Raw genomic sequence first — 20,071 nt, forward strand, 5'->3', positions numbered from 1 at the left:
TAAACCCGACAAGAATCAATCTGTACGAGATTAATCCCTAAACCGCTTACCTTCGCCTTCAAGAGCATTCATTATTAAACGCTCAGTCTCTCCAACGTATAGTTTGCCCCGACCCTTTTGGATTCCTTATACTTTATAATCAGCATCGTGACGGCGAAATTCATCAGGATGAAGAGCTGCGGCACCAAGAAAAAGTTAGGGACCAGAAAGGTTAAGGCCATGGCAAAGTAGGCATGAATCACAAATACAGACAAACTGTGCCTTCCAAAAGACAAGAGCACCCCGCCCACCCTTGTATCTTTTATGTACTTCCAGGAAAGGAACGCGACAGACCAGACGAGGTATAAGATTGAGCCGTGGTATAAGAGCCCGAGATAATTTAACGGGAACTTTCGGACGATCAAACCATACTCCATCCTTAGGTCTTCCCAAACAGGGAACCAGTGATGACCAAAATAAACAAGGGCCATCAGCAAAAAAAGAGAAACGGCCACTGATAGATGGACCTTGATCTTTCCGCTATATAGTGTACCAGACCCGGATTGGGTCCGCTTACCGAGCAGGATTCCAATGACAAAATAGATTTGCCATAAAATGACAGGGAAAATGGCCTTTTCTCCAAAGGGGAAGGGATGGGGATAGAGGTTTCCGACCGCAAACAACCCAATGCTGACGGCCATCACGACCGTGTCTTGCCCTTTTTGGAGGAGATACAAAATAGGAATTGCCAGGAGGAACAGAGGGATAAATGTCGGAAGGATATGAAGCAGTTGGACTTGATTTAGAAAAAGAAGTGATTTGGTCACAAACACCCAAACGGAGTCCGCCTTCGTTATCCGTGATCCAACGAGAAACGCAAGAGGAATACTGATCGTCAATACAAAGAGGTAGTACACTTTTAAAATCTCAATGACTCTTTCGATAAGCCTTCTTATGACTCCTGCTTTGTCTTGCTTAAATTGACCGAAGTAGTGCTGACCTACGGCAAAACCGGCGATGAGCGTAAACCCTTCGATGGCAAAATCGGAATACCGGATGACCCTGCTCAGGTTGATGTCGGGCAGCAGATTCAAAAAGTCGCTGTAATGCACCAGGATCATATCGAAGATCGAGAGGCCTCTCATAAAATCGAGCATGTCGTTCCGGCTCTTAGGCATATACCCGCTCTCTAATCGGAACCGGACTCTCCGACGGGAGAGTCCTTCGACTACTTTCATAAGCCAGATAATTCAGAATTAAAAGATCCCAGACCCAATGGTAATACACGATATTATAAAAAATACCGTTTAACAGAAAAGTCACCATCGCCGCCTGCAGGGCGAGGGCAAAGTAATTGTATTTTCTGTTCCGAGAAATCAACTTTTCTTCCTTTTCATGCTGCCGATGCGGATGTTTAAGAGAGCGTTGGTACACTTTCTGGATGGCGTTGTTCTTTCTCCAGAAGATGCCGATCATCATTGCGAAAGTGATGACCCCCAATGAACCCTGCTCGGCAAGGATTTGAAGATAGACATTGTGGGTATCCCTTCCGTACAGATGACCGAGTTGAACACCTCTTTCTCCTGCCTCCTGATCGGTCGTCACGGTGACCAGCGCGATACCGTAATTAAAAGGACCCACCCCGACAAGGGTATTTCCAGGACTGTCAAAGAAGATTTGGAACGCTTTCTTCATTAAAAAATGCCTTCCCTCAGATGCTTCGTCCACCACGGATTCACGGACCGATGCAATCTCCTTCCAGTATTCGCCCCCTTCAAAAAAGAGACTCGTTGAGATTAGGACAAATGCAGCAAAAACGCTACCAATTCCCATCAGCAACATTTTCCTTTTCGACCGGTACCAGATGAAGAGGATCCCCGCGCAAAGACTCAAAAAAGCGCCTCTTGCATCCGAAGCGATTAATCCCAGGGTGCAGAGCAATCCGACGATAAGATAGCCGTACCTGACCTTTCCATCCTTTACCGAGAGAAGCAATCCCATCACAACGCCAAGATCCATGAAAGGCCCGAATGCATCTTCATCACTGAGAGCAACATGGAAAGGGACCACCGCCCCGTTCCCCACCCCTTCCCTCATGTGGATGATTCCAGCAAAGAAATAAAAAACCATTGCAGCCATATAGAAATTAAAAATCCGCTCGATTTCTTCATCTTTTTTAATCAAAACGGCATTTAAAGCAAAGAAGATCAGGGTGTCCAGCATGCCGAAAAAGGCGTCACGGGCTCGGCCGGTATTCATCGCAAATACCGTTGAGACCGCAATCGACAGGAAAAAGACAAAAACCCCCGTATCAATTTTTAATTTTTGTCCACGAACAAAAATCACATAAAGGAGCAGAAGATATAAGAATAGTGTCGGCAGCCCTCTTATGACTCCGGTACCCGGCACATAATAAGCGATGATCCATTCTGGCTTAAAAAGGCGTAGGAACCAAATAATGTATATAAGGCTAAATGCTTCTTTCACAACATCTCCGAGAGGCAGACATGCAAGAGCCGCTTATGATTTCGGACTTTCAATTTCGCGATGAATCGTGGGCTGATCAGAAAGTTTCCCGATATCTCGTGAAACCGGTCTCGCCGGATTACCGGCATAAATCGAGTTTTCCATTACGTCTCTTGTGATCACCGCGTGTGCCGAAATAATCGAATTATCGCCGATGGTGACCCCTTTTAAAATAATGCAATGCGCGCCGATCCAGACATTATTTCCGATCTTGACGGGACGGACTTCTTCTTTTTCAACCGGCATCCCTAAAAGCCTTTTTTGAGGATCGATGGGATGATCATCACTGTCCATAATGATGCAACCTGGGGCAATCATACAATTGTCGCCGATGATCACTTCTTTCGCCACACTGATCGTCGTTCCATAACCCAGCGAACTATTATTTCCAATTTTCAGAACCGGCTCATCAAAAACCTTGCTCGCCCCAATAGTGGACCTGCCAATGCTGACATTATCGCCCAGGAAGATTTTTAAATGGCCTCCCACGATGTATGGTATTCCATTCGGCAGGCGCAGGTTCCTGCCGACTTTTTCGCACCTCGCTCTAAAAAGAGGGACCGCCCAAAAAACGCTGATGAACCATCTCAATCCCTCTTTTACAAGATGGTCCAGATGATACAACGGAAGGTGTATCGGTTTAATCGATGGAACATTAAAGGAAAGAACAAACTTTCCAAGATCATACAAGAAAGAATAAAAGGAATTTTCTTTCCGCTTAATTTTTAAGATCACTTGACTCAACATTTCTTACATTCCTAACTTGGACGTTGTTTTTTCTCGTGTTGGATTTCGATCTTCCGATAAACGGGCAGGGCCGATAGGGAGTGCCAAAAAGATGAATCGTATTTCAAGACGACGATTTATCCTTCACGGCAGTCGCCAGGAGAAGCCCGCCTAATTGATTCAAGATTGGGACTTTTTCCGCAAGCCTTGAGAAAAATACCCTGCCTGGTTTAAACCGGCTGATGTAAGGGACCCAAATGATGACTGTTTTCATCTCTATTGCTGAAAAATATTTCTCCAACTCCCGTCTCAGAGAACCCCTTGTAAATCTTTGGAAAAAGATTCCATTTTCGTATTCTTCCGCCGTGCTGACCCCTCTTAGGATTTCTCGAATGTCATGATGATGCGTGCTGACGACGTATTTTCCATTTAGTTTCAGCGCCCGGGAAACCGATTCGTTCGCTCGAGAGCGAATCTGGGCAGAAGGAAGATTGGAATAGGCCGTCGAGAAAGCCAGGTCGAAACTTTCCTCCTTTAATTTCAAGTTGCCGGCATCCGCCCGAACAAACCCCACGTTCCGGTCTTCGGGCAAAGACCTTGCATTTGCGAGCAGTGACTCTTTTGAAAAATCGACGGCCAAAAGAGAATTGCAGCGCTCGGCCAACGGTCTCGTGTATCTTCCGGTTCCGCAACCGATTTCCAGCAGAGATCTACCGTCTGTCTTTCCCAGCTGCCCCAGTGTCGTTGGAAGCTCCATCCGATCGATTTCAGAGAGGGCCGTAATCTCATTTGATTCAACCCGTTTATGGGCTTCAACATCCCGGGTCGCCATTTCAAACTGATTGCGCTCATCCAATGGCGCAGCGTCTTCAAGCATCTCCAGAATTCCATCCTGGATTTTATAAACGACGCCGCACTTCTCACAATGGAGCTTTCCCTCGGCGATGGAATCCACCCCCTCTTCCGACCTATCCAAACGAAGACGCCCTCCGTCCTTAGTACATCGGACCGTATCGATCAATCGGACGGGAAACCCTTTGATGACCGCCGCGAAAAGAATAAAATTCCGAACGCGACGGCCGTACTCCGAATCTTTTTCCAGCATTTCGGGAAACAACAAAAACAACGGACTGAATAAAGCGACCACGAGAATCATCATGGAAACCTCCCTGCAAATGAACGGTCTTTGTATTTACCGCTACGGCTCCCTCGGCATCATGCCGGCCGGCACCTGCGGGAGCGCTGTCTTCGAGGTAAGGAAATTGATTTTCATTGCACCCTTGTAGTAGGTCATGAAATTGTCGAGTTCCATGAGCATCTCCGTAATCGTCGGATACATGGAGACCCGCTCCAGATTGTATCGATCGCTTCCGGTCGTGACCTTGCCTCCGTAGTCCGAACAACAGCAATCAAAACCGGCCGCGCGCACGATGTCCAATACGTCGTCGCGAATGGCATCGGCCCTTCCGAAGGGAAAGGCAAACGCATTAATCCTTTGGCCGATTTCCTTCTCAATTTTCTCTTTGCAGCCGACGACCTCTTCCCGGGCCGTCTCGATCGAAGCCGTCCCGAGATCGACGTGATTGACGGTGTGTCCGCCGATCTCGAACCCCATCCACGCAAGTTCTCTCACCTCATCCCAGGTCATCAGCGGGTGCTTCACGGGGGATTCTTCATCCCAGGGAAAAACGCGCTCCGTATCAATGTATCCGCTGGTGACAAAGAAGGTGGCGGGAAGAGCATACTTCTTGAGGATCGGCGCCGCGTTGAGAAAATTATCTTTGTATCCATCGTCGAAGGTGATCGCAACGGTGTTCGGCTCAAACGGTTCCCCCTTTTTCACTCTCTCGATGAGGGTCTGCAATGAAATCGGATTGTATTCCCGCCGGACAATCTGCATCAATCGGTCGAACACGTCCACCCGGACCGTGAGTGGATCCGGATGCGGCTCATTGTTATTCACACGGTGGAAGCAGAGGATATTCGCGTAATTGAGCGCCTGGTTTCTGAGGCGCAAGAATCCGACCGTTTTTGCCAATCGATAGCCGCCGAAGAGAACCTGTCTTTTGATGTTCATGGTTTATTTGGCTCCCGACAATACCGGCACCACGATCGGGTCCAGCAAAGCATACGCTTTCGGGTTTAAATGAAGACCGTCTCCGTTGGTCAAATCGGCCCGTAACCTCCGGTCCGAATCACTTCTCCTCAAAGCCGCTTCCAAATCGAGAAGAGAAAGGCCTTTCTCCTTCGAATATTTTTTAATCCAGTCATTGTATTCGACAATAAAGCGGAGCCGTTTTTCGAGATCGACTTTGCCCAACGGAAGCACCTTTTTCAAAACATCCTTGAAATAAGGGACGCTCAAAAAATCGGGGGAGGTCACCGGCACCACCGTCGTCGGGATGGGGACGATGTTATTCTTTGACAACTCCTCGATCCACCCCTGCATCAGCCGCTTCTGTTTTTCGAAATCACCCGGGAAATAGGCGGCGCACTCTTTCAGGAATACCGCGAACGGTTTATCCGAGGTTCTTTTCACGATCTGACCGACCGCTTCGCTTTTGTCGAACTCGTATTCACCGATGAACTCGAACGTGTAGCCGGTGACGCCGATCCGCTTCGGCAGCTCCGCGATATTCCAGGCGTGCCCCACCGAAGCCCCGACAAGAATGACATGTTTCGCCTCAGAGCCTATCGCATAGTTCAGGTCTATTCCCATCCTCAATACTCCCCAAAACGGATGATTATTTTCCTTAATTGAAGCTCCCCGCCGCAAGCAGCGGGGAATCTTCGACCCGAAAGGAGAAAAATCTATTTGTATTCGCGCGTCTAACCCTCGCCCCAAGGGGGCGGGGAATGCGACGCGCGTGCGTGTTCAACCGGTAATTACTGTAAGGCGATTTTTGTTTGATCTTGATGCATCGCCGCGCTTTTTACCACCGTGGGGACCACGATCTTATCCAACAGCGAATAGGCGTCCTGATTTAAATGCATCCCGTCGCCGCTGGTCAGCTCGGGTTTTAATCTGCGATCGGCATCGCTCCTCCGCAGAGTCCCTTCCAAATCGAGAACGGCGAGACCTTTCTCATCGGCATATTTTCTGACCCAGTCGTTAAACTCCGCGACATAACTTTGTCTCCTTTCGATCGGAATCTTTCCGATCGGAAGATACTTTATCAAATTCTTGACGTACTGCAGGGTGAAGAACCGAGGAGAGGTGACCGGAACGACCGTCGCCAGAATAGGGATAATTCCATTTTTTTGAAGCGCCTCCGTCCACGTCTGCATCAGCTCCTTCTGTTCCTCAAACTTGCCGGGAAAATAGGTGGAGCATTCCTTTAAAATAACGGCATACGGCTTGGGATTCCTCGTCAGGATTTCGTTCAACGCCTTGCTTTTGTCGAAGACATACTCGCCGACGAACTCGAAGGTGTATCCCTTCGCGTCGATCCGATTCGGCAACGCCCCGAAGTCCCATGCGTACCCGATCGAAGCGCCGACAAGAACGATATGTTTTGTTTCCGGCGTTTCCGCCCGGCCGACCGCACCCTCCCCTATAAACAGAAAAGACAAAACGGCAAAGGCACAGATGAATATTTTCATTTTACCCCCATCGATGGTTTGTTGTTTCCCAGACCCTCGCGCGCGGTGGTCCAGGTGGTATAGGTGTCTCCCTTCATATATTTGATCCAGCCCGTTAAAATGGCGGCGTTCACCACCACAAAAGTATGGGCCATGGAGATCAGTCGGGAGAAATCTTTCAGCCATCCCCAATGTCCCAGAGCACTCAGACCATAAAGGGACAACTGAACAAATAAGGCGGCGATATAAAGCGTTCCCTGTCTCAGAAGGAAGAGGTTTAAAATAAACGCGCTCAACAAAAAGAAGGGAACGAGCAGCTTACAGAGTTTATGCGATGCAAGTTCGAATGCAAAGAAACCGTATTGAAATGGATTCAGCAGGTCTCTTTGATTCACCACCGCCCGAATGGTCCGGTTGGTGATTCTGACCTGGCGGTTGAATTCCCCTTTGGTCCCCTTCGCAATTTTTTCGATGCAGAAGGCGTTTTCATCCAAGATGCCTCTAAATCCTTTTCGGATGATATTCAGAGGAATCACAAAATCATTGATGTCGACACTCTGAAGCGGCTGATACAGGCTTTTTCGAATGGCGAAAATGGCGCCGTCCGCGCCGACGCAGGAGCCGGTTCGGCTCTCCAGGCGCTTGGTCGCTTTTTCGATCTTCGAGTAGATCCCGATCGAGTCGAGCATCTTCCCGCCGTCTTCCGAGATGTACTTCGTCCCCCCGGTGACAAAACCGATGTGAGAATCGGAGAAATGCGACACCAACCTTTTGATCGCCTCTCGATCGTATTTCGAATTCGCATCGGAGAAAACAATGATCTCCCCCTTTGCCAGCGGCGCCGCATTGTTTAAGCAGGCGGTCTTTCCGATCCGTCCCTCATACGACCGAAGCAGAACCCCTTGTTGGGCATATCGGGCGACGATCTCATCGGTCCGATCGGCGGAGCCGTCCGAGATCACGACCACTTCCAAGCGGTCTTTCGGATAGTCCAACGCGAGCGAGTTTAAGAGCTTCTCTTCGATGACCGCTTCTTCGTTATACACGGAGATGAAGAGCGAAACCTTCGGAGCCATATTCCCCGACTGAATCCCATGTTTAGCCGATTTCACGAGAGAAATCAACCAAAGGAAAAGGGGATACCCCGCGTACGAATAAAAAACGATGAACAGACAAAACCAGAATAAAAATTGAATGAGTATCATAGAACCATCAATCCAAGTGATCTAACGATTTCCGATCGAACAATCCGCAGCCCATCCGAGATCTTGCGAGGGGGACGCCTTGGCAAGAAGCGCACAAATCTCTCTCTTGTCCCGCTCCGAAAGATACGGATGGGTCGGCAATGCGAAAAGGGTCTCCGCCATCTTTTTCGCGACGGGAAAGTCGCTCCCCTTGAAATCGTCCTTGATCTCTTCGATTTCATTGATCGGCGCCGGATACATCAGGCTGAGGCCGTAACCCTGCTTTCGCGAGAGGGCATAAAGCCGGTCGCGCTCTTCACGGCGATTCATCAGGATCGGCAAACGGAGATAGGGAATATCCTCTTTCTTCGATGTCTTCAATTGCAAATGTTCTCTGAAATAGGCCGCCGTTTCCGCTCTCTTTTGATTGGATCGTTCCAGACGCTCCCGCCAATTTCGTAGGAGGCCGGCTTTCGCCCCCGACAACCGCTTCACCGGAAAGTCCCGGTGGAAAAAAGTCTCCCCCAGTTTAAGAAAAGGAAGCCCGGCCGGAAACCAGTAAAAGACCGGCCGAATAAAAAGGGCCATCAACATCAGCTGTAGAAGCTCGCCGAGCGTTTCACCCATCCGCGGGGCTTCAAGGCCATGATCGTGCCGGCGGATCGCCTCGGCGATTGAATCTGAATTTGTGACAATAATCCCGCCCGAACCGCAGGTGATGTTCTTGCCGCGACCGAGACTGAAAAAGCCGACATCTCCGAGTGTGCCGAGTTTTCCCCCTTTGTAGGTCCCCCCCATCGCCTGGGCGGCATCTTCGACGACATAAACGCCCTTCTCCCTGCAAATCGCATTGACCCGGTCCATCTCCGATGGAATACCGAAAAGGTGGCTCGGAATTACACAGAGGGTCTTTTCATTCACCGCCGCTTCCAGAAGTCTGTAATCAAAATCGAATGTCGACGCATCGAGATCACACAGCGCCACATCGAGTCCGGCTTTCACGACGGCCGAAGGAACGGAGAAACAAGTATACGCCGGAATCACCACCTCTCTCTTCGGAGAGAGCGACTTCAGCGCGAGCAAGATCAACGTCAGCGCGGCTTTTCCGGATGAAACGAGGAAGAGATGCTTCACGCCGAAATAGGCCTTCATCTCGGCTTCAACCCGCCGAGCCGAAACACGATTGGAAAACAGACCGGTCACCCCTCGTCCAAGGTCTCGCCAATCGAGCGGGGCCGCCGCCGGAGGGATCGTCCGCTGTATCTTCATGGAAGATTCCTCACGATCGAAGGGCCGATCAGTTTCGTTAAGCCGACCGGAAGCTTTTTCCAGAGCTGGATCGCCGCCGCATACTTCGGATTTTTGGGGTTCAATTCCGGAAGCGCCCCCTCATTTTTCATCCAGTAGTGCCAATACAACGGAACCGCTTTGGCCCCCCACTGTTCTTTAAATTTGTAAGTCCCTTCCCCCGGCGTCGAACGGCCGAAATCAAAAAGCCGATATCCTCTCTCGCAAGCGAACCCCAGCGCGGCCCAGTAAAGAAGCATGTTCGGACTCGATCGGCTATACGCTTTCAATGAAGAGGCCCAGGGGATTTCAATCATTTCTCTGAACCCGATCAAAAACCCGGAAGCGACCGGAAGCGACCCTTGGTAAACCGTGCAGATCCAACTCGTTTCCGGAAACGTCTCCAGGATATTTTTGAAAAATGCTTTCGGATAAACGGGGGTTCCGAGGTCGCGCATATTTTCGGAGAAGACGGCATAGAAGCTGTCGAGCTCGTCGCGCTTTCCGATCTTCGAAATCATTCCATCTTTCGTCGGTCTTCGCACCTGGCTTCTAAGCTTGGCATCAAACGTCTTAAAGAGCGCATCGCTGTTCGCGGGAAGGCTCAGCCGCATCGACACCTTTGCGGTTTTGTAAGGGAGACCGATATTCAAAGGGGCTTCCTGCCTCAACTCGATATGGGACATTCCCTCTTTCTCGGCGCATCGGGCCGCTTCTTCCAAAAAGGCGGCCGTCACCGAATCCTCCTCGGCGCAGATACCGCCGTAATTGAAATACGGAAGGGAGACCATAAAATTCCCGAAGAGAAAGCTCTTGAGGTGAACGGCGGGGAAAACCCCCCGGATATGGCCGAGCCGGTCTTCCGCATACCAATAATATGTTTTCTGGCCGAAACTCTTCTCAACGATCTCCTTCCAACCGATATGATGATAAAGGGTCGATGCGGGAGCGCTTTTGACATACTCCTCCCATCGAAGCCGATCTTTCGGTTGGTATAAGCCGATCTTCATCGAAACTATCTCACCCAAATTTTGGCGATCGATTTTAAAAATCGAACCGTCAGCCAGATCAGCAGAGGCCATCTTCGTTTATAAAAAAAGAGGTGGAGCGAGCGGTCCCCTTGGTCGGCCCAATAAAACTTGTACTCCTCGTTCCCCTTGAGAAAGTTGTATTCGGAAAATCCTTCCGCCATCGCCTTTTCAATCGATCGTCCGACCAGAATATTGCCGATGCTGATGGTTTTATTGAAGGTGTGATCCACCGTCATCAGGTAAAGCGAAAGGCTCTCCCCATACCGTAAATGAAGAAGTCCCGCCACCATTCTTCCGTTGACATTCAAAAGATCGAGTTGAACCTGATCCCCCCCTTGAAAACGGAGGAGCGCCTGCTCCAGGAAAAGGAAGAGGGGGTCCGAATCGGTCCACCGCTTCTGGTAAAGCGCTCTGAATTCCTTCAGCGCCAGCCCCGACTCCAATTTAATGGAGTCATGTCGGACATCCCCTTCCTTTTCTAGAATTCTGGAGTCCCTTAAATAGCGCTGTCTTCGGCTGTAAGAGAGTTTCGCCAAAAAGTCTTCGCGGGTTTTTGGAAGGGCAAAAATCGGGCAAAAGGCCCCCGCTTCCACCTCCAGATACTTTCCATCCTCCTGCATCAGCTCCATGAAGTGAAGAAGGAATAAAGAATCGGAAGGGATATCGAGAAACCCGAAACAGTCCCACTGAGAAGCCCCCACGCCAAAAAGAAAATGATAAATCGATCGGGCGACCTCTTTTTCTTTCCCCTTTTTTGCAAAGACGTCGAGATAATCCGATCCGGTTTCGGGCGTTCCGAGAAATTCGATCCGCCGCATCGGAAAGCCTGCGTATCGCGCTTTCCGTATGCACCAGGGGGCGATCCCGATAAGGGTCTTGTCATTGTAAACCGTCAGGATATAGAGCGCGCGGTCTTCTTTAAGGAAACACTCCGCCCAGGAGTAAAGCCATTCCGATGTGAGAAAAACGCGGTTCGACCCCGACCGGTGAAGGAGATCGTTCCACTCTTTGGAAAGCTCCCTCCACTGCTCCATCGAAGTGACAACGTTTATTTTGTTGTCTATTTTATTTTCGCGGCTCATTGGGGTAAGAATTTGGGAAGCAGAGGTCGGATCACCTCTATAAATGAGGCACTGTGTGCGGATGCCTTCTCAAGATCCTCCGGATGAGACAGGTCGGCCGTGACCATGACGACGGCGCCGTGGGTCCTTCCTCTGAACAAAGACTGAATCGTCATCTCTTTTTTTGCCTGATACCAATCCGAGACGTCGCTCCCGTACAAATGGTACCAAAAGAAGGTGACCTTCTTTGCATTTTCGTCCACGACGCGATTCACCTCGATGACGTTGCGACCGTCGACGCCGGCTTTTATTTTTTCCGCCTTCCGATGAAGTTCAAGCATTTTATAGTGAACCAGCTCTTTCCCATGGTCCTGGTATTGGTAATATCCGATATAAAAACGAACAGACTCGCCGAAAATAGTACGGTAGCTCCTCGAAAGCTCCTGATCCACGCCAAAATTGTCACTGAAGGAATCGTCCGGTGACGTTTCTTTCCCGATCCAGCCTCCGACCTGAACGGGAAAATCCCCCAGGCTTCGCTTCAACGGAACCGACGACCGTTGATAGAAATGAAGATAACTCCCGGCCAACAATAAAACGGCGCAGACCGACAGGCCGAGGTACATCGTCTCCTGCTTCAGAATGGGGAGCCGACGCGATTCCGGCGCCGGAGCCTTTCCAAAGGATTCCGCCGGAGTCGCAGGATGCGAGAGAAACCACACCCCCGCAAAAATGGCCCCATAGCCGATCATGGAGACGGAAAGTCCCTGCAGGATGTGGAGGGGGCCGTGAAGGTCTCCTGCAATTCCGTAATAAGAAAGGGTTCCGATCAGCGCCACCCGCAACACGTTGCTGAAAGCCGCGATGGTGACCGAAAATCCGATCAGAACCGCTTTTCGCCACCACCCGTTGAGAAAAAGATTGGCCATCGGGATCCCGATCGCGATCACGGCGATCAGGTAGTTGACCCCGCTGCATGCATTCGCCACTTCCAAGATAATATTCGGCAACTCGATATAGATTCCATTCCGATAAGCCGGAATCCCCCCGAATTGTAAAAGCTTTGTCCCCAGATTCGCCGAAAAAAGCTGAAAGGGGAGATGGAGCCGTTCCGTAATGAACCCCCAAACGGGGATCATAAAAAGAAGATAGGCGATCGGAAGCCACAAGCGATAAAGAAACCGCTTTCCCAGGAGCAGAAGAACCCCACCCGCCAGAGTGACAATCAACGAGAGCTCTTCCAGCAAGGCAATCCCGCTGGCCTGACCGAGCGCCAGGATCATTAAACCGGCCAGAAGTAAGAGACCCCCTTTCAAAAGGTCCGGGGCCGGCGCCATCACGCGCAGCTTCTCTCTTTGAACCCAGACCAGATAAAGGCTGATCCAGGGGATAAGGAAGCCATACGAGTAAATGTCGTTGTTCCACCAGAGACGGACCAGGGTCACAAACACCTGGGCATAACAAAAAGCGAGGGCGAAAATGAGAAAACCTGCCAAACCGAGAATCTGCCCATTGATTAAAAAATTCTCTTTGGCATTCGCAAGAATGACTGATTTGCTTGTAAGTTTCATAAGTCGTGTCTAACGAAAGGGATCGGCCCCTCAGATGAGAATCTCGCCGACCTCTTCAACCAGTAATGGTTTGGAATGCATATAGCGGGTGGCGTTTCTTTTGGCGTCGATATCCCGATAGACCCGCTCCACCTGCTGAGCGGTTAAGCCGATCTCCCCCGCCACCTCGGCGGCGGAGACACCTGCGTTCTTCGCATAGAGACAGAGGTCCATCTTGTCATAGGGGAGCGAGAAGTAAAACTCCTCCTGCGATTGCGGCAGTGAATAGGTATCGGTCGTCGGCGGCCGCTGGCGAATTTCGGCGGGAACCCCCAAATAGGCGGCCAATTGGTAAACCTGGGTTTTATAAAGATGGGCGATCGGCTTGATATCCGCGGCGCCGTCGCCGTTCTTCACGAAAAAACCTTGATCATACTCCAACCGATTCGGCGTTCCCGCAACCACATATTGGAGCCGATCTGCATGGTAGTATTCGAAAAACTTTCTGGCCCGTTGTTTCATATTGGTGGCGGCGACGATCCCGAGATAGGACTTTACATTCAAACGGACCGTCTTCCTCTCCCCCTTGTCCGACTCGACGACCAGGTGGAAGAAATTAAAGCCGTCTTTCTCCAAAATATTGGCCAAGACGATCTTCGACTTATACCCTTTTCGATATTCTGGGACTTGCGCCCGGATCGCTTCGTCTCTTCTTCGATAACAGCCGGCCGCCTCCAGAAGCGGTCCGATGTCCTCGACAACGCTCTCGACTCCGAGAGCATCGGCCAAAAGCCGGCCGAGCTTCATGCTGTCGTCGGAGGAGTCGAGCTCCGGCATGAATAACCCCAAGACACGCTCACGCCCCAACGCCTTAGTGCAAAGGGCCGCAGTCACGCTGCTGTCGATGCCGCCCGAGAGGCCGACGACCACTCCTCTTCTTTTCAATTGAGCGACCTGTTCCCGCAAGGCTTTCTCGATCTTCTCGGTCACCTCGGCGGCATTGATATTTAAAACATCCTTGGAAAATTTCTTCATCGACATTTTTACTCCTAATGGGCCGTTCGCACCGGTGATTTAAACACCGTCCGGCTGATTTCGCGAAGCTCCTGCCGCAACACCTTGCCGGAAAAAGATTTGGGAAGCTCCTTCACCAGACAAATCACCTTGGGCCTTTTATAAGGGGCGAGATGGCGGGCGCAATGGGCGAGCAGCTCCATGTCGGTCGGTTGATGCTCCTCTTTTGGAGCGACCACGCCGCAGATCGCCTCTCCTAAAATGGCATCATCGACGCCGACGACCCCGGCCTCTTTCACCGCCGGATGGCGGAGGAGCACCTCTTCAATTTCGACCGGGCTGATGCGATAGGCGCCCGATTTGATCATCTCGCTGTTGCGGCCGACAATGGTCAGATATCCCTCTTCGTCCAAATGTCCCATATCTCCGGTCCGTAGCCATCCTCCCTCCAACGCTTTGGCGGTCGCCTCCGGATCGTTCCAATACCCCTGCATGATATTCTCCCCGGACGCATAAACCTCCCCGGTTTCACCGGGACGGGCAACCGCTCCCCCCTCTTTTACGATTTTCAACGCGACGCCGGGGACGGGTCTCCCCGCGGACCCGGCTTTTTGAGAAAGCGCATTCGGAGGAAGATAGGTCAACCGCGCCGTCGCTTCGGTCTGGCCATACATGACATAGATCTCTTTTTCCGAAAAAAGAGAGCGCAGCCTGCCGAGGAGCCCGGAGGGCATCGGACCGCCGGCATTCGTCAAGTAACGCAACGCCGGAAATGAGTCCGCCTTGAGATTCGATTGATTCAACAGAAGGGTATAGGTTGACGCAACACCGGAGAAGCCGGTGACCCGCTCCTTTGAAATCCGCTCCAAAATCAGGTTTGGATAGACGAAACTGTTTTCGATTACGATTTTTCCACCGACGAACAAATGGGTGAGCATGACCGAATTGCCGTAAGCGTAGACAAACGGAAGAACCGCTACGATGGAATCTTCCGAACTCAACTGAAGATAGGCTAGGATGGATCGGGTATTCGAAATCAGATTTTGGTGAGAAAGCATCACCCCCTTCGGCCGCCCCGTCGAGCCGGAGGTGTAGATGATTTGAGCCAGGCCGGCCGGACTTTTTTCCATTTCACCGGCACCATGGCACCGGATCGTCTCATCGTCCCTGAGGATGAACCGCAAACAGGTCGACTCGAACTCACCCGAAGTCCATGCCCGGATCAAAGGAGAGACGATTAAACCGGCCGCGCCGACATGGGTGATGATCCGAGAGACCTCGGAGATGGACATCTGCGGGTGCAGCGCGACGACGCCCCCTCTCAGCCCCATCACCGCCAGATAGGCGGCAACATACTCTGCAGAATTCTCCATCCATAAAACGGCCCTGTCTCCTTCGGAGAATCCCGCCTTGGACAGCTTCTTTTTAAGCTCGGCCGCACGCGCTCCCACCTCGGCATAGGTCCAGCTTCGGTCTTTATGGACGATCGCCGTGCGGTTTGGCCAGCGCTCGATTGTCTGAGCGATCACCTCTTCCAATCTCATCATGCAGATCCTGTGACGACCCCTGTTTTCTTCTGAACGAACTGGGCGAGCCGAGAAATGGTATCGAAATTTTCCGGAAGGATCTCTTCATCATTGACGGTGATTCCGAAAGCCTCCTCGACATAAGAAACCAAATGGACCACCCCGGTCGAATCGATGATCCCCTTTTCCAAGAAAGAATCTCCGTCGTTTAACGCTTTCGACGTATCTCCGAAAAGGAAATTGTCTGTAATAAATTCACGCAACTTCTCGTTAATTGTGTTCCCCAAGTATATCCCTCCGGTTCCTATATGTTTTAAGTATACCCTCATTTCACACCCGAGGCTGATCCCCGCCTCTTATCGAAGGGTAAATATATCTACTTAAGATAGCCCTTCGATTCTATTGAAGCACTCCCCTTGCGCCTGTTTCTACTTTCCCCTTTACAAACTGCTTGTATAACAATTGAACCGACAATGACCCCACCAACGCCATCCCATCTTTTATTCCCATTTTCTCCTGACGGCGGCATTTTGCAAGAAGCGTGTTGAGTGGTTTCGCAGAAAAAAATCCGGCCTCTTCAAGTCGTTCCGAGGAAAGGGCTTCATCCACATAGTCGAACCCTTTTCCCTCCGGAAAAAGCGCGGCCTGATCCGGGGCGCGATAAGGCTGTTTTTCTCTATTCAAAATAGCTGGAGGGAGTAACCCCTCCGCCCCTTCACGTAGAATATGTTTTTCTCTTAAGCGTTTCAACTTAAAAATTGGCGGAACATTCGCCGCAAATTCGATCACCCGGTGATCTAAAAATGGATACCGCCCTTCGACGCCGTGCGCCATCGCCATCCGGTCCCCTTGAGAAGCGAGAATATACCCGGGAAGAAGATAGGCCGACTCCAGATATTGCGCTTGCGAGAGGGGATGCCATGTCGAGAAGGCCGACGGCAATTGGTCGCGAAGCTCGGCGATCGGGTCGTATCCCTTTAACTTCTCCCTCATGCCTTCCGAATAAAGCCCTTTGATCGGGGAGGTCACCCGCCAACGGGGAGCGTGGGAGTAAAACGGGTCGTTCGTCTCCTCCAAGCCCTGGCCAAAAAACGCAGTCAGATAAGCGGCGGCTTGTCCCTTCATATCGGAAAGGTAAGGGTAAAGACGCCGGAGCAGAAGCGGGCGCATCCGAGACTGCGGAGCGCGGGCCCAGAATCGCCTTACCTTCGCCTCTTTGAAAATGTCATACCCGGCCAACACTTCATCGGCCCCCTCCCCGGTCAGAACGACTTTGATCCCCGATTCCCGGACCCCTTTGGCCAAAAGCATCATCGGAACCGGCGCCGTCCGAATGACCGGCCGCTCCATGTGCCACACCGCCGCCGGGAACGCCGCCCCGATCTCCGTGCTGAGGCATCGAAAGGCGCGGTGTTCCGTCCCAAGATGGCGAACGACCTCCGATTGGAAGGCGGTTTCATCGAAGTCCTCCGCCTCGAACCCGATCGAGAATGTTTTGAGTTGATCGTTGATCCGGCGTTTGGAGAGGGCCGTGATCACGGACGAGTCCAGCCCCCCGCTTAAGTAAGCGCCAACCGGCACATCGGCGCGAAGGCGGATTTGAATCGCTTCATCCAGGAGCGCCATCAGCCCTTCGGTATACCACTTTTCGGGACGAGGACTCGGAACACGCGATCCTTCGATCGCGGGAAATTCAAGCTTCCAGTACTGATTGATCCGCGTTCTCTTCTCGCTCACCGTCATCGTATGCCCGGGGGGAAGTTCGTTTACACCGGCGAAGCCGGTCCGGGGCGGAATCGGGAACCAGAAGGTGAAGACCTGATCGACGGCAAACGGATCGATTTCCCGCGGCAATGTCGGATCTTCAAAGAGGGCTTTGATCTCCGAACCGAAAAGGAAACGTCCATTGTGTTCGGCATAAAAGAAAGGGCGGACCCCCATCCGATCTCGCGCGATAAAAAGTTCGCGACGTTTCCCATCCCATAGTGCAAAAGCGAACTGGCCGTTGAATGCCCTTACACACCCCTCTCCCATCTCTTCATAGGCATGGACGATCACTTCCGTATCGGAATGGGTTTTAAACGTATGCCCTTTATTGACTAAAGCCGCTCGAAGCTCGGGATGGTTATAGATCTCCCCGTTAAAAACCACCCAAATCGACCCGTCCTCGTTGCACATCGGTTGATGCCCGCCGGAGAGATCGACGATGCTCAGCCGGGTATGGCCCAGCCCGACGTCGCCCGAAAGGTAGATCCCCGAATCGTCCGGACCGCGGTGATCCAGCGTATGGACCATCCGCCCCAACAGCGCCGGATCAACCGGGGCCTTCGATTTAAAATTCCAAATTCCTGCGATACCACACATTTGTTTCTCCACTCGAACCCATGAGCGTCCGAGGAAATAAATCGGGAGTTAACCTCGATTCTCGATCGGAACGCTCTGCTGCTTTTCCGGTTCTGCAGGCCGATTTTGGTCTTCGATCTCTTCCTTCAGCCGCCGCAGCGGCGCGAAGCGGAAATCAAGGAGAAGTTGTCGGAGACGCGATTCCGTCTTATCAAGATTAAGATAATGCCGAAACTGCGAAAGCCGTGAACCGTTAATCCGCGGTTGGCTTGGGTCGATTTCCCACGGATGCAGATAGATATTCGCCGGCGCGTTTTCCCGTTCGTTGATTTGCCGGATTCCCCACTGAATGAACCGATAAGGGAAAAGGCGAAGATATCCTCCCCCCGCAATCGGGACATTGCGCCCCATAAACCGGACCGTCGACAATGGAAACTCTAACAGTTTTCGTCCCTCCGAAAGCATATGGTAATAAGGGAAGCGGGACGCGTCCGGAATTCCATAGCGGTCGTGGTGGATCGGGAAGATACTCGAATCATATTGAAACCCTAATTCGTGCAAGACATCCAGTGCCCAGAGGGTCTCTTGGATGATCGAATAACTCGCCGCCCGATAACCGACGACCGGCACCCCGCAGAGGTCTTCCAAAACCCCTTTCGACCGTTCGGTGTCCTGCCGAAACTCCTCCCGGCTCATGTTGTAAACGAGGCGGTGTCGGTAGCCGTGAGAGGCGATTTCATGGCCCTCTTTATGGATGGCAAGGACAACCTGGGGATATCGCTCCGCAATCCACCCGAGGGTGAAAAAGGTGGCCTTCACCCGATGAAAATGAAGCATTTCAAGAAGACGCCAGGTGTTTCCGACCACCCGGCTCTCATAATCGGGCCACTGCTCGAACCGTATGTGAGACTCAAAACCGGAGACCTGATAATAATCTTCAACGTCTATCGTCAGTGCGTTCAACCGACCGTCCATCGCTTGCCCCATCCTCGTCTCTATTTTACTGCATGATCCTCAACGGCGGCGCCGCGGCCGTCAAGGTAACCAACACCATATTCCTCCGGGCGCCCCGATCAGTCCCCCCCCCTTCCGTCCGCTGGTTCAAATAGGAATAATTCACCCCTCCGCTCAGCCAGGAGAGGAGGCTTACCTGCATTCCTATCCCGACCTCCTGGGTGGAGATCTCCAGAGGGGACCCGGAAAGGGCTTCGTTGGCGCCATAGCCGAGACGGAGGGAGACCGATGCCGACCGTCCCAAGGTCTGCGTGACCTCGGCCACCAGATTTTGGGTGAGGGTCGGCGTCGTCGTCACCCCGCCGCCGGTTCCGATTCCGCGGTTGTATTGAAGCAAGAGGCTTCCAAGCGGACCGGCCTTCTCTATCCCCGCGCTCAATGTCCACTGCGTCGAGTCCCCTGGAAGGAGTGCGGCGCCCGCCCCGATATTCACTCTAAAAGTCGGACTGAACTGATAAAGCTCTCCGATGTCAAATCGATGCGCCAGGACCGAATCGGCGCCTTCATAATCGTTGAGGGAAGACGAATAAGAGACCCTCCATTGAAGGTTTCGAGATGCCTGGTAGTGACCGCTGAGCCCCCCTTCATGGACGACATAATCCTCCAGAGCCCCTCCCTGATACCGGTTGATGAGATGGGAATAGGAAAGAGCCGTGCTGAAGAGAGGGGTCCAGCCATAATCGAGGGTCACCCCGGCGCGGTTTCGAAACGTGTTGATTCGGCCGACCTGAATCCCCTGGTTGGCTTCCGGCGAGAGAGGATCACCGCTCCGACCGAAAGAAAAAGCGGGAAGCTCCGGCACATAAGCGACACTTTCAGTGATGCGGACATCGAGCCCTCTGACCCGCTGTGAAACGAATGGAAGATGAAGATCGACCCCAAGCGTTTGCCCATACTGGTTCTCTTCCGGATGGCGCCCATGAAACTCCGCAGTCCCCTCATACCTTGCAGATAGATTCCAATTCCTTTCGTTGACAGTCAACGTCAATTGCGGACCCACCATTGTCGTGAAATCACCTTCTCGATTGGCCTCTATTTCCGAGAAGAAAAAATTGTCGCTGTATCTTTCCGAAAGGGCGAGAGAAGGGGAAAGCGTGCTGATCCCCTCGGCGTTTTCATGAAAACCGATGAGGAGAACCAAAACCGGTGTGATCCATCGAACCCACCCTCTGAAGCGTCTTGAGAAAAAAAGGCGGTGTCGGGTATTGGGCGCCCTCAATCGGTTCCCCGTTCTCCGGCTCGCTCCCC

18 protein-coding genes are annotated in these 20,071 nt (G+C 51.8%); all 18 read right to left on the minus strand.

Annotated features, from left to right (window positions below; all coding sequences use genetic code 11):
• Nucleotides 1-74: 74 nt before the first annotated feature.
• The 18 genes from MCM46_02830 to MCM46_02915 all read right to left on the minus strand — a co-directional run bounded on the left by MCM46_02830 (nt 75) and on the right by MCM46_02915 (nt 20,042).
• Nucleotides 75-1,157: an OpgC domain-containing protein gene (locus tag MCM46_02830; protein MCG3110738.1), complete on the minus strand. Its 1,083-nt coding sequence runs from the start codon at nt 1,155-1,157 to the stop codon at nt 75-77.
• Nucleotides 1,150-2,466 (minus strand): O-antigen ligase family protein, encoded by a 1,317-nt coding sequence (locus MCM46_02835; protein ID MCG3110739.1) that lies wholly within the window; start codon nt 2,464-2,466, stop codon nt 1,150-1,152. The genes MCM46_02830 and MCM46_02835 overlap by 8 nt, the downstream gene beginning before the upstream one ends.
• A gap of 33 nt (nt 2,467-2,499) precedes the next feature.
• Complete coding sequence (locus MCM46_02840) at nt 2,500-3,252, minus strand: acyltransferase (GenBank protein MCG3110740.1); 753 nt, start codon at nt 3,250-3,252, stop codon at nt 2,500-2,502.
• 103 nt (nt 3,253-3,355) lie between these two features.
• Complete coding sequence (locus tag MCM46_02845) at nt 3,356-4,390, minus strand: methyltransferase domain-containing protein (protein ID MCG3110741.1); 1,035 nt, start codon at nt 4,388-4,390, stop codon at nt 3,356-3,358.
• 39 nt (nt 4,391-4,429) lie between these two features.
• The gene (locus tag MCM46_02850) at nt 4,430-5,308 is read right to left on the minus strand and encodes a polysaccharide deacetylase family protein (GenBank protein ID MCG3110742.1); all 879 of its coding nucleotides are present in this window, start codon (nt 5,306-5,308) and stop codon (nt 4,430-4,432) included.
• A 3-nt stretch (nt 5,309-5,311) separates the two neighbouring features.
• Complete coding sequence (locus MCM46_02855; protein ID MCG3110743.1) at nt 5,312-5,950, minus strand: hypothetical protein; 639 nt, start codon at nt 5,948-5,950, stop codon at nt 5,312-5,314.
• A 167-nt stretch (nt 5,951-6,117) separates the two neighbouring features.
• Nucleotides 6,118-6,834, minus strand: a complete 717-nt coding sequence (locus tag MCM46_02860; GenBank protein ID MCG3110744.1) for a hypothetical protein — start codon at nt 6,832-6,834, stop codon at nt 6,118-6,120.
• On the minus strand, nt 6,831-7,925 hold the full coding sequence (locus tag MCM46_02865; protein MCG3110745.1) for a glycosyltransferase family 2 protein: 1,095 nt from the start codon (nt 7,923-7,925) through the stop codon (nt 6,831-6,833). Before MCM46_02865 ends, MCM46_02860 begins: the two co-directional genes overlap by 4 nt.
• A gap of 114 nt (nt 7,926-8,039) precedes the next feature.
• Nucleotides 8,040-9,266, minus strand: coding sequence for a DegT/DnrJ/EryC1/StrS family aminotransferase (locus tag MCM46_02870; GenBank protein MCG3110746.1), 1,227 nt, complete (start codon nt 9,264-9,266; stop codon nt 8,040-8,042).
• Entirely contained in the window at nt 9,263-10,294 is a 1,032-nt protein-coding gene (locus MCM46_02875) for a FemAB family PEP-CTERM system-associated protein (protein MCG3110747.1), read from the minus strand. Before MCM46_02875 ends, MCM46_02870 begins: the two co-directional genes overlap by 4 nt.
• 5 nt (nt 10,295-10,299) lie before the next feature.
• Entirely contained in the window at nt 10,300-11,349 is a 1,050-nt protein-coding gene (locus MCM46_02880; GenBank protein MCG3110748.1) for a GNAT family N-acetyltransferase, read from the minus strand.
• Between the two features lie 44 nt (nt 11,350-11,393).
• The gene (gene xrtW, locus MCM46_02885) at nt 11,394-12,947 is read right to left on the minus strand and encodes an exosortase W (GenBank protein ID MCG3110749.1); all 1,554 of its coding nucleotides are present in this window, start codon (nt 12,945-12,947) and stop codon (nt 11,394-11,396) included.
• Between the two features lie 30 nt (nt 12,948-12,977).
• A complete protein-coding gene (gene nadE, locus MCM46_02890) occupies nt 12,978-13,967 on the minus strand; it encodes an NAD(+) synthase (protein MCG3110750.1) in 990 nt (329 codons plus the stop codon).
• 8 nt (nt 13,968-13,975) lie between these two features.
• Complete coding sequence (locus MCM46_02895) at nt 13,976-15,487, minus strand: acyl--CoA ligase (GenBank protein ID MCG3110751.1); 1,512 nt, start codon at nt 15,485-15,487, stop codon at nt 13,976-13,978.
• On the minus strand, nt 15,484-15,753 hold the full coding sequence (locus MCM46_02900; protein MCG3110752.1) for an acyl carrier protein: 270 nt from the start codon (nt 15,751-15,753) through the stop codon (nt 15,484-15,486). The genes MCM46_02895 and MCM46_02900 overlap by 4 nt, the downstream gene beginning before the upstream one ends.
• A gap of 112 nt (nt 15,754-15,865) precedes the next feature.
• Complete coding sequence (asnB, locus tag MCM46_02905; protein ID MCG3110753.1) at nt 15,866-17,830, minus strand: asparagine synthase (glutamine-hydrolyzing); 1,965 nt, start codon at nt 17,828-17,830, stop codon at nt 15,866-15,868.
• Between the two features lie 48 nt (nt 17,831-17,878).
• Entirely contained in the window at nt 17,879-18,784 is a 906-nt protein-coding gene (locus MCM46_02910; GenBank protein ID MCG3110754.1) for a DUF3473 domain-containing protein, read from the minus strand.
• Between the two features lie 25 nt (nt 18,785-18,809).
• Nucleotides 18,810-20,042 (minus strand): hypothetical protein, encoded by a 1,233-nt coding sequence (locus MCM46_02915; protein ID MCG3110755.1) that lies wholly within the window; start codon nt 20,040-20,042, stop codon nt 18,810-18,812.
• Nucleotides 20,043-20,071: the final 29 nt, after the last annotated feature.

This window comes from Candidatus Manganitrophus morganii, from assembly GCA_021651055.1.
Classification (GTDB): Bacteria; Nitrospirota; Nitrospiria; order SBBL01; family Manganitrophaceae; genus Manganitrophus; species Manganitrophus morganii.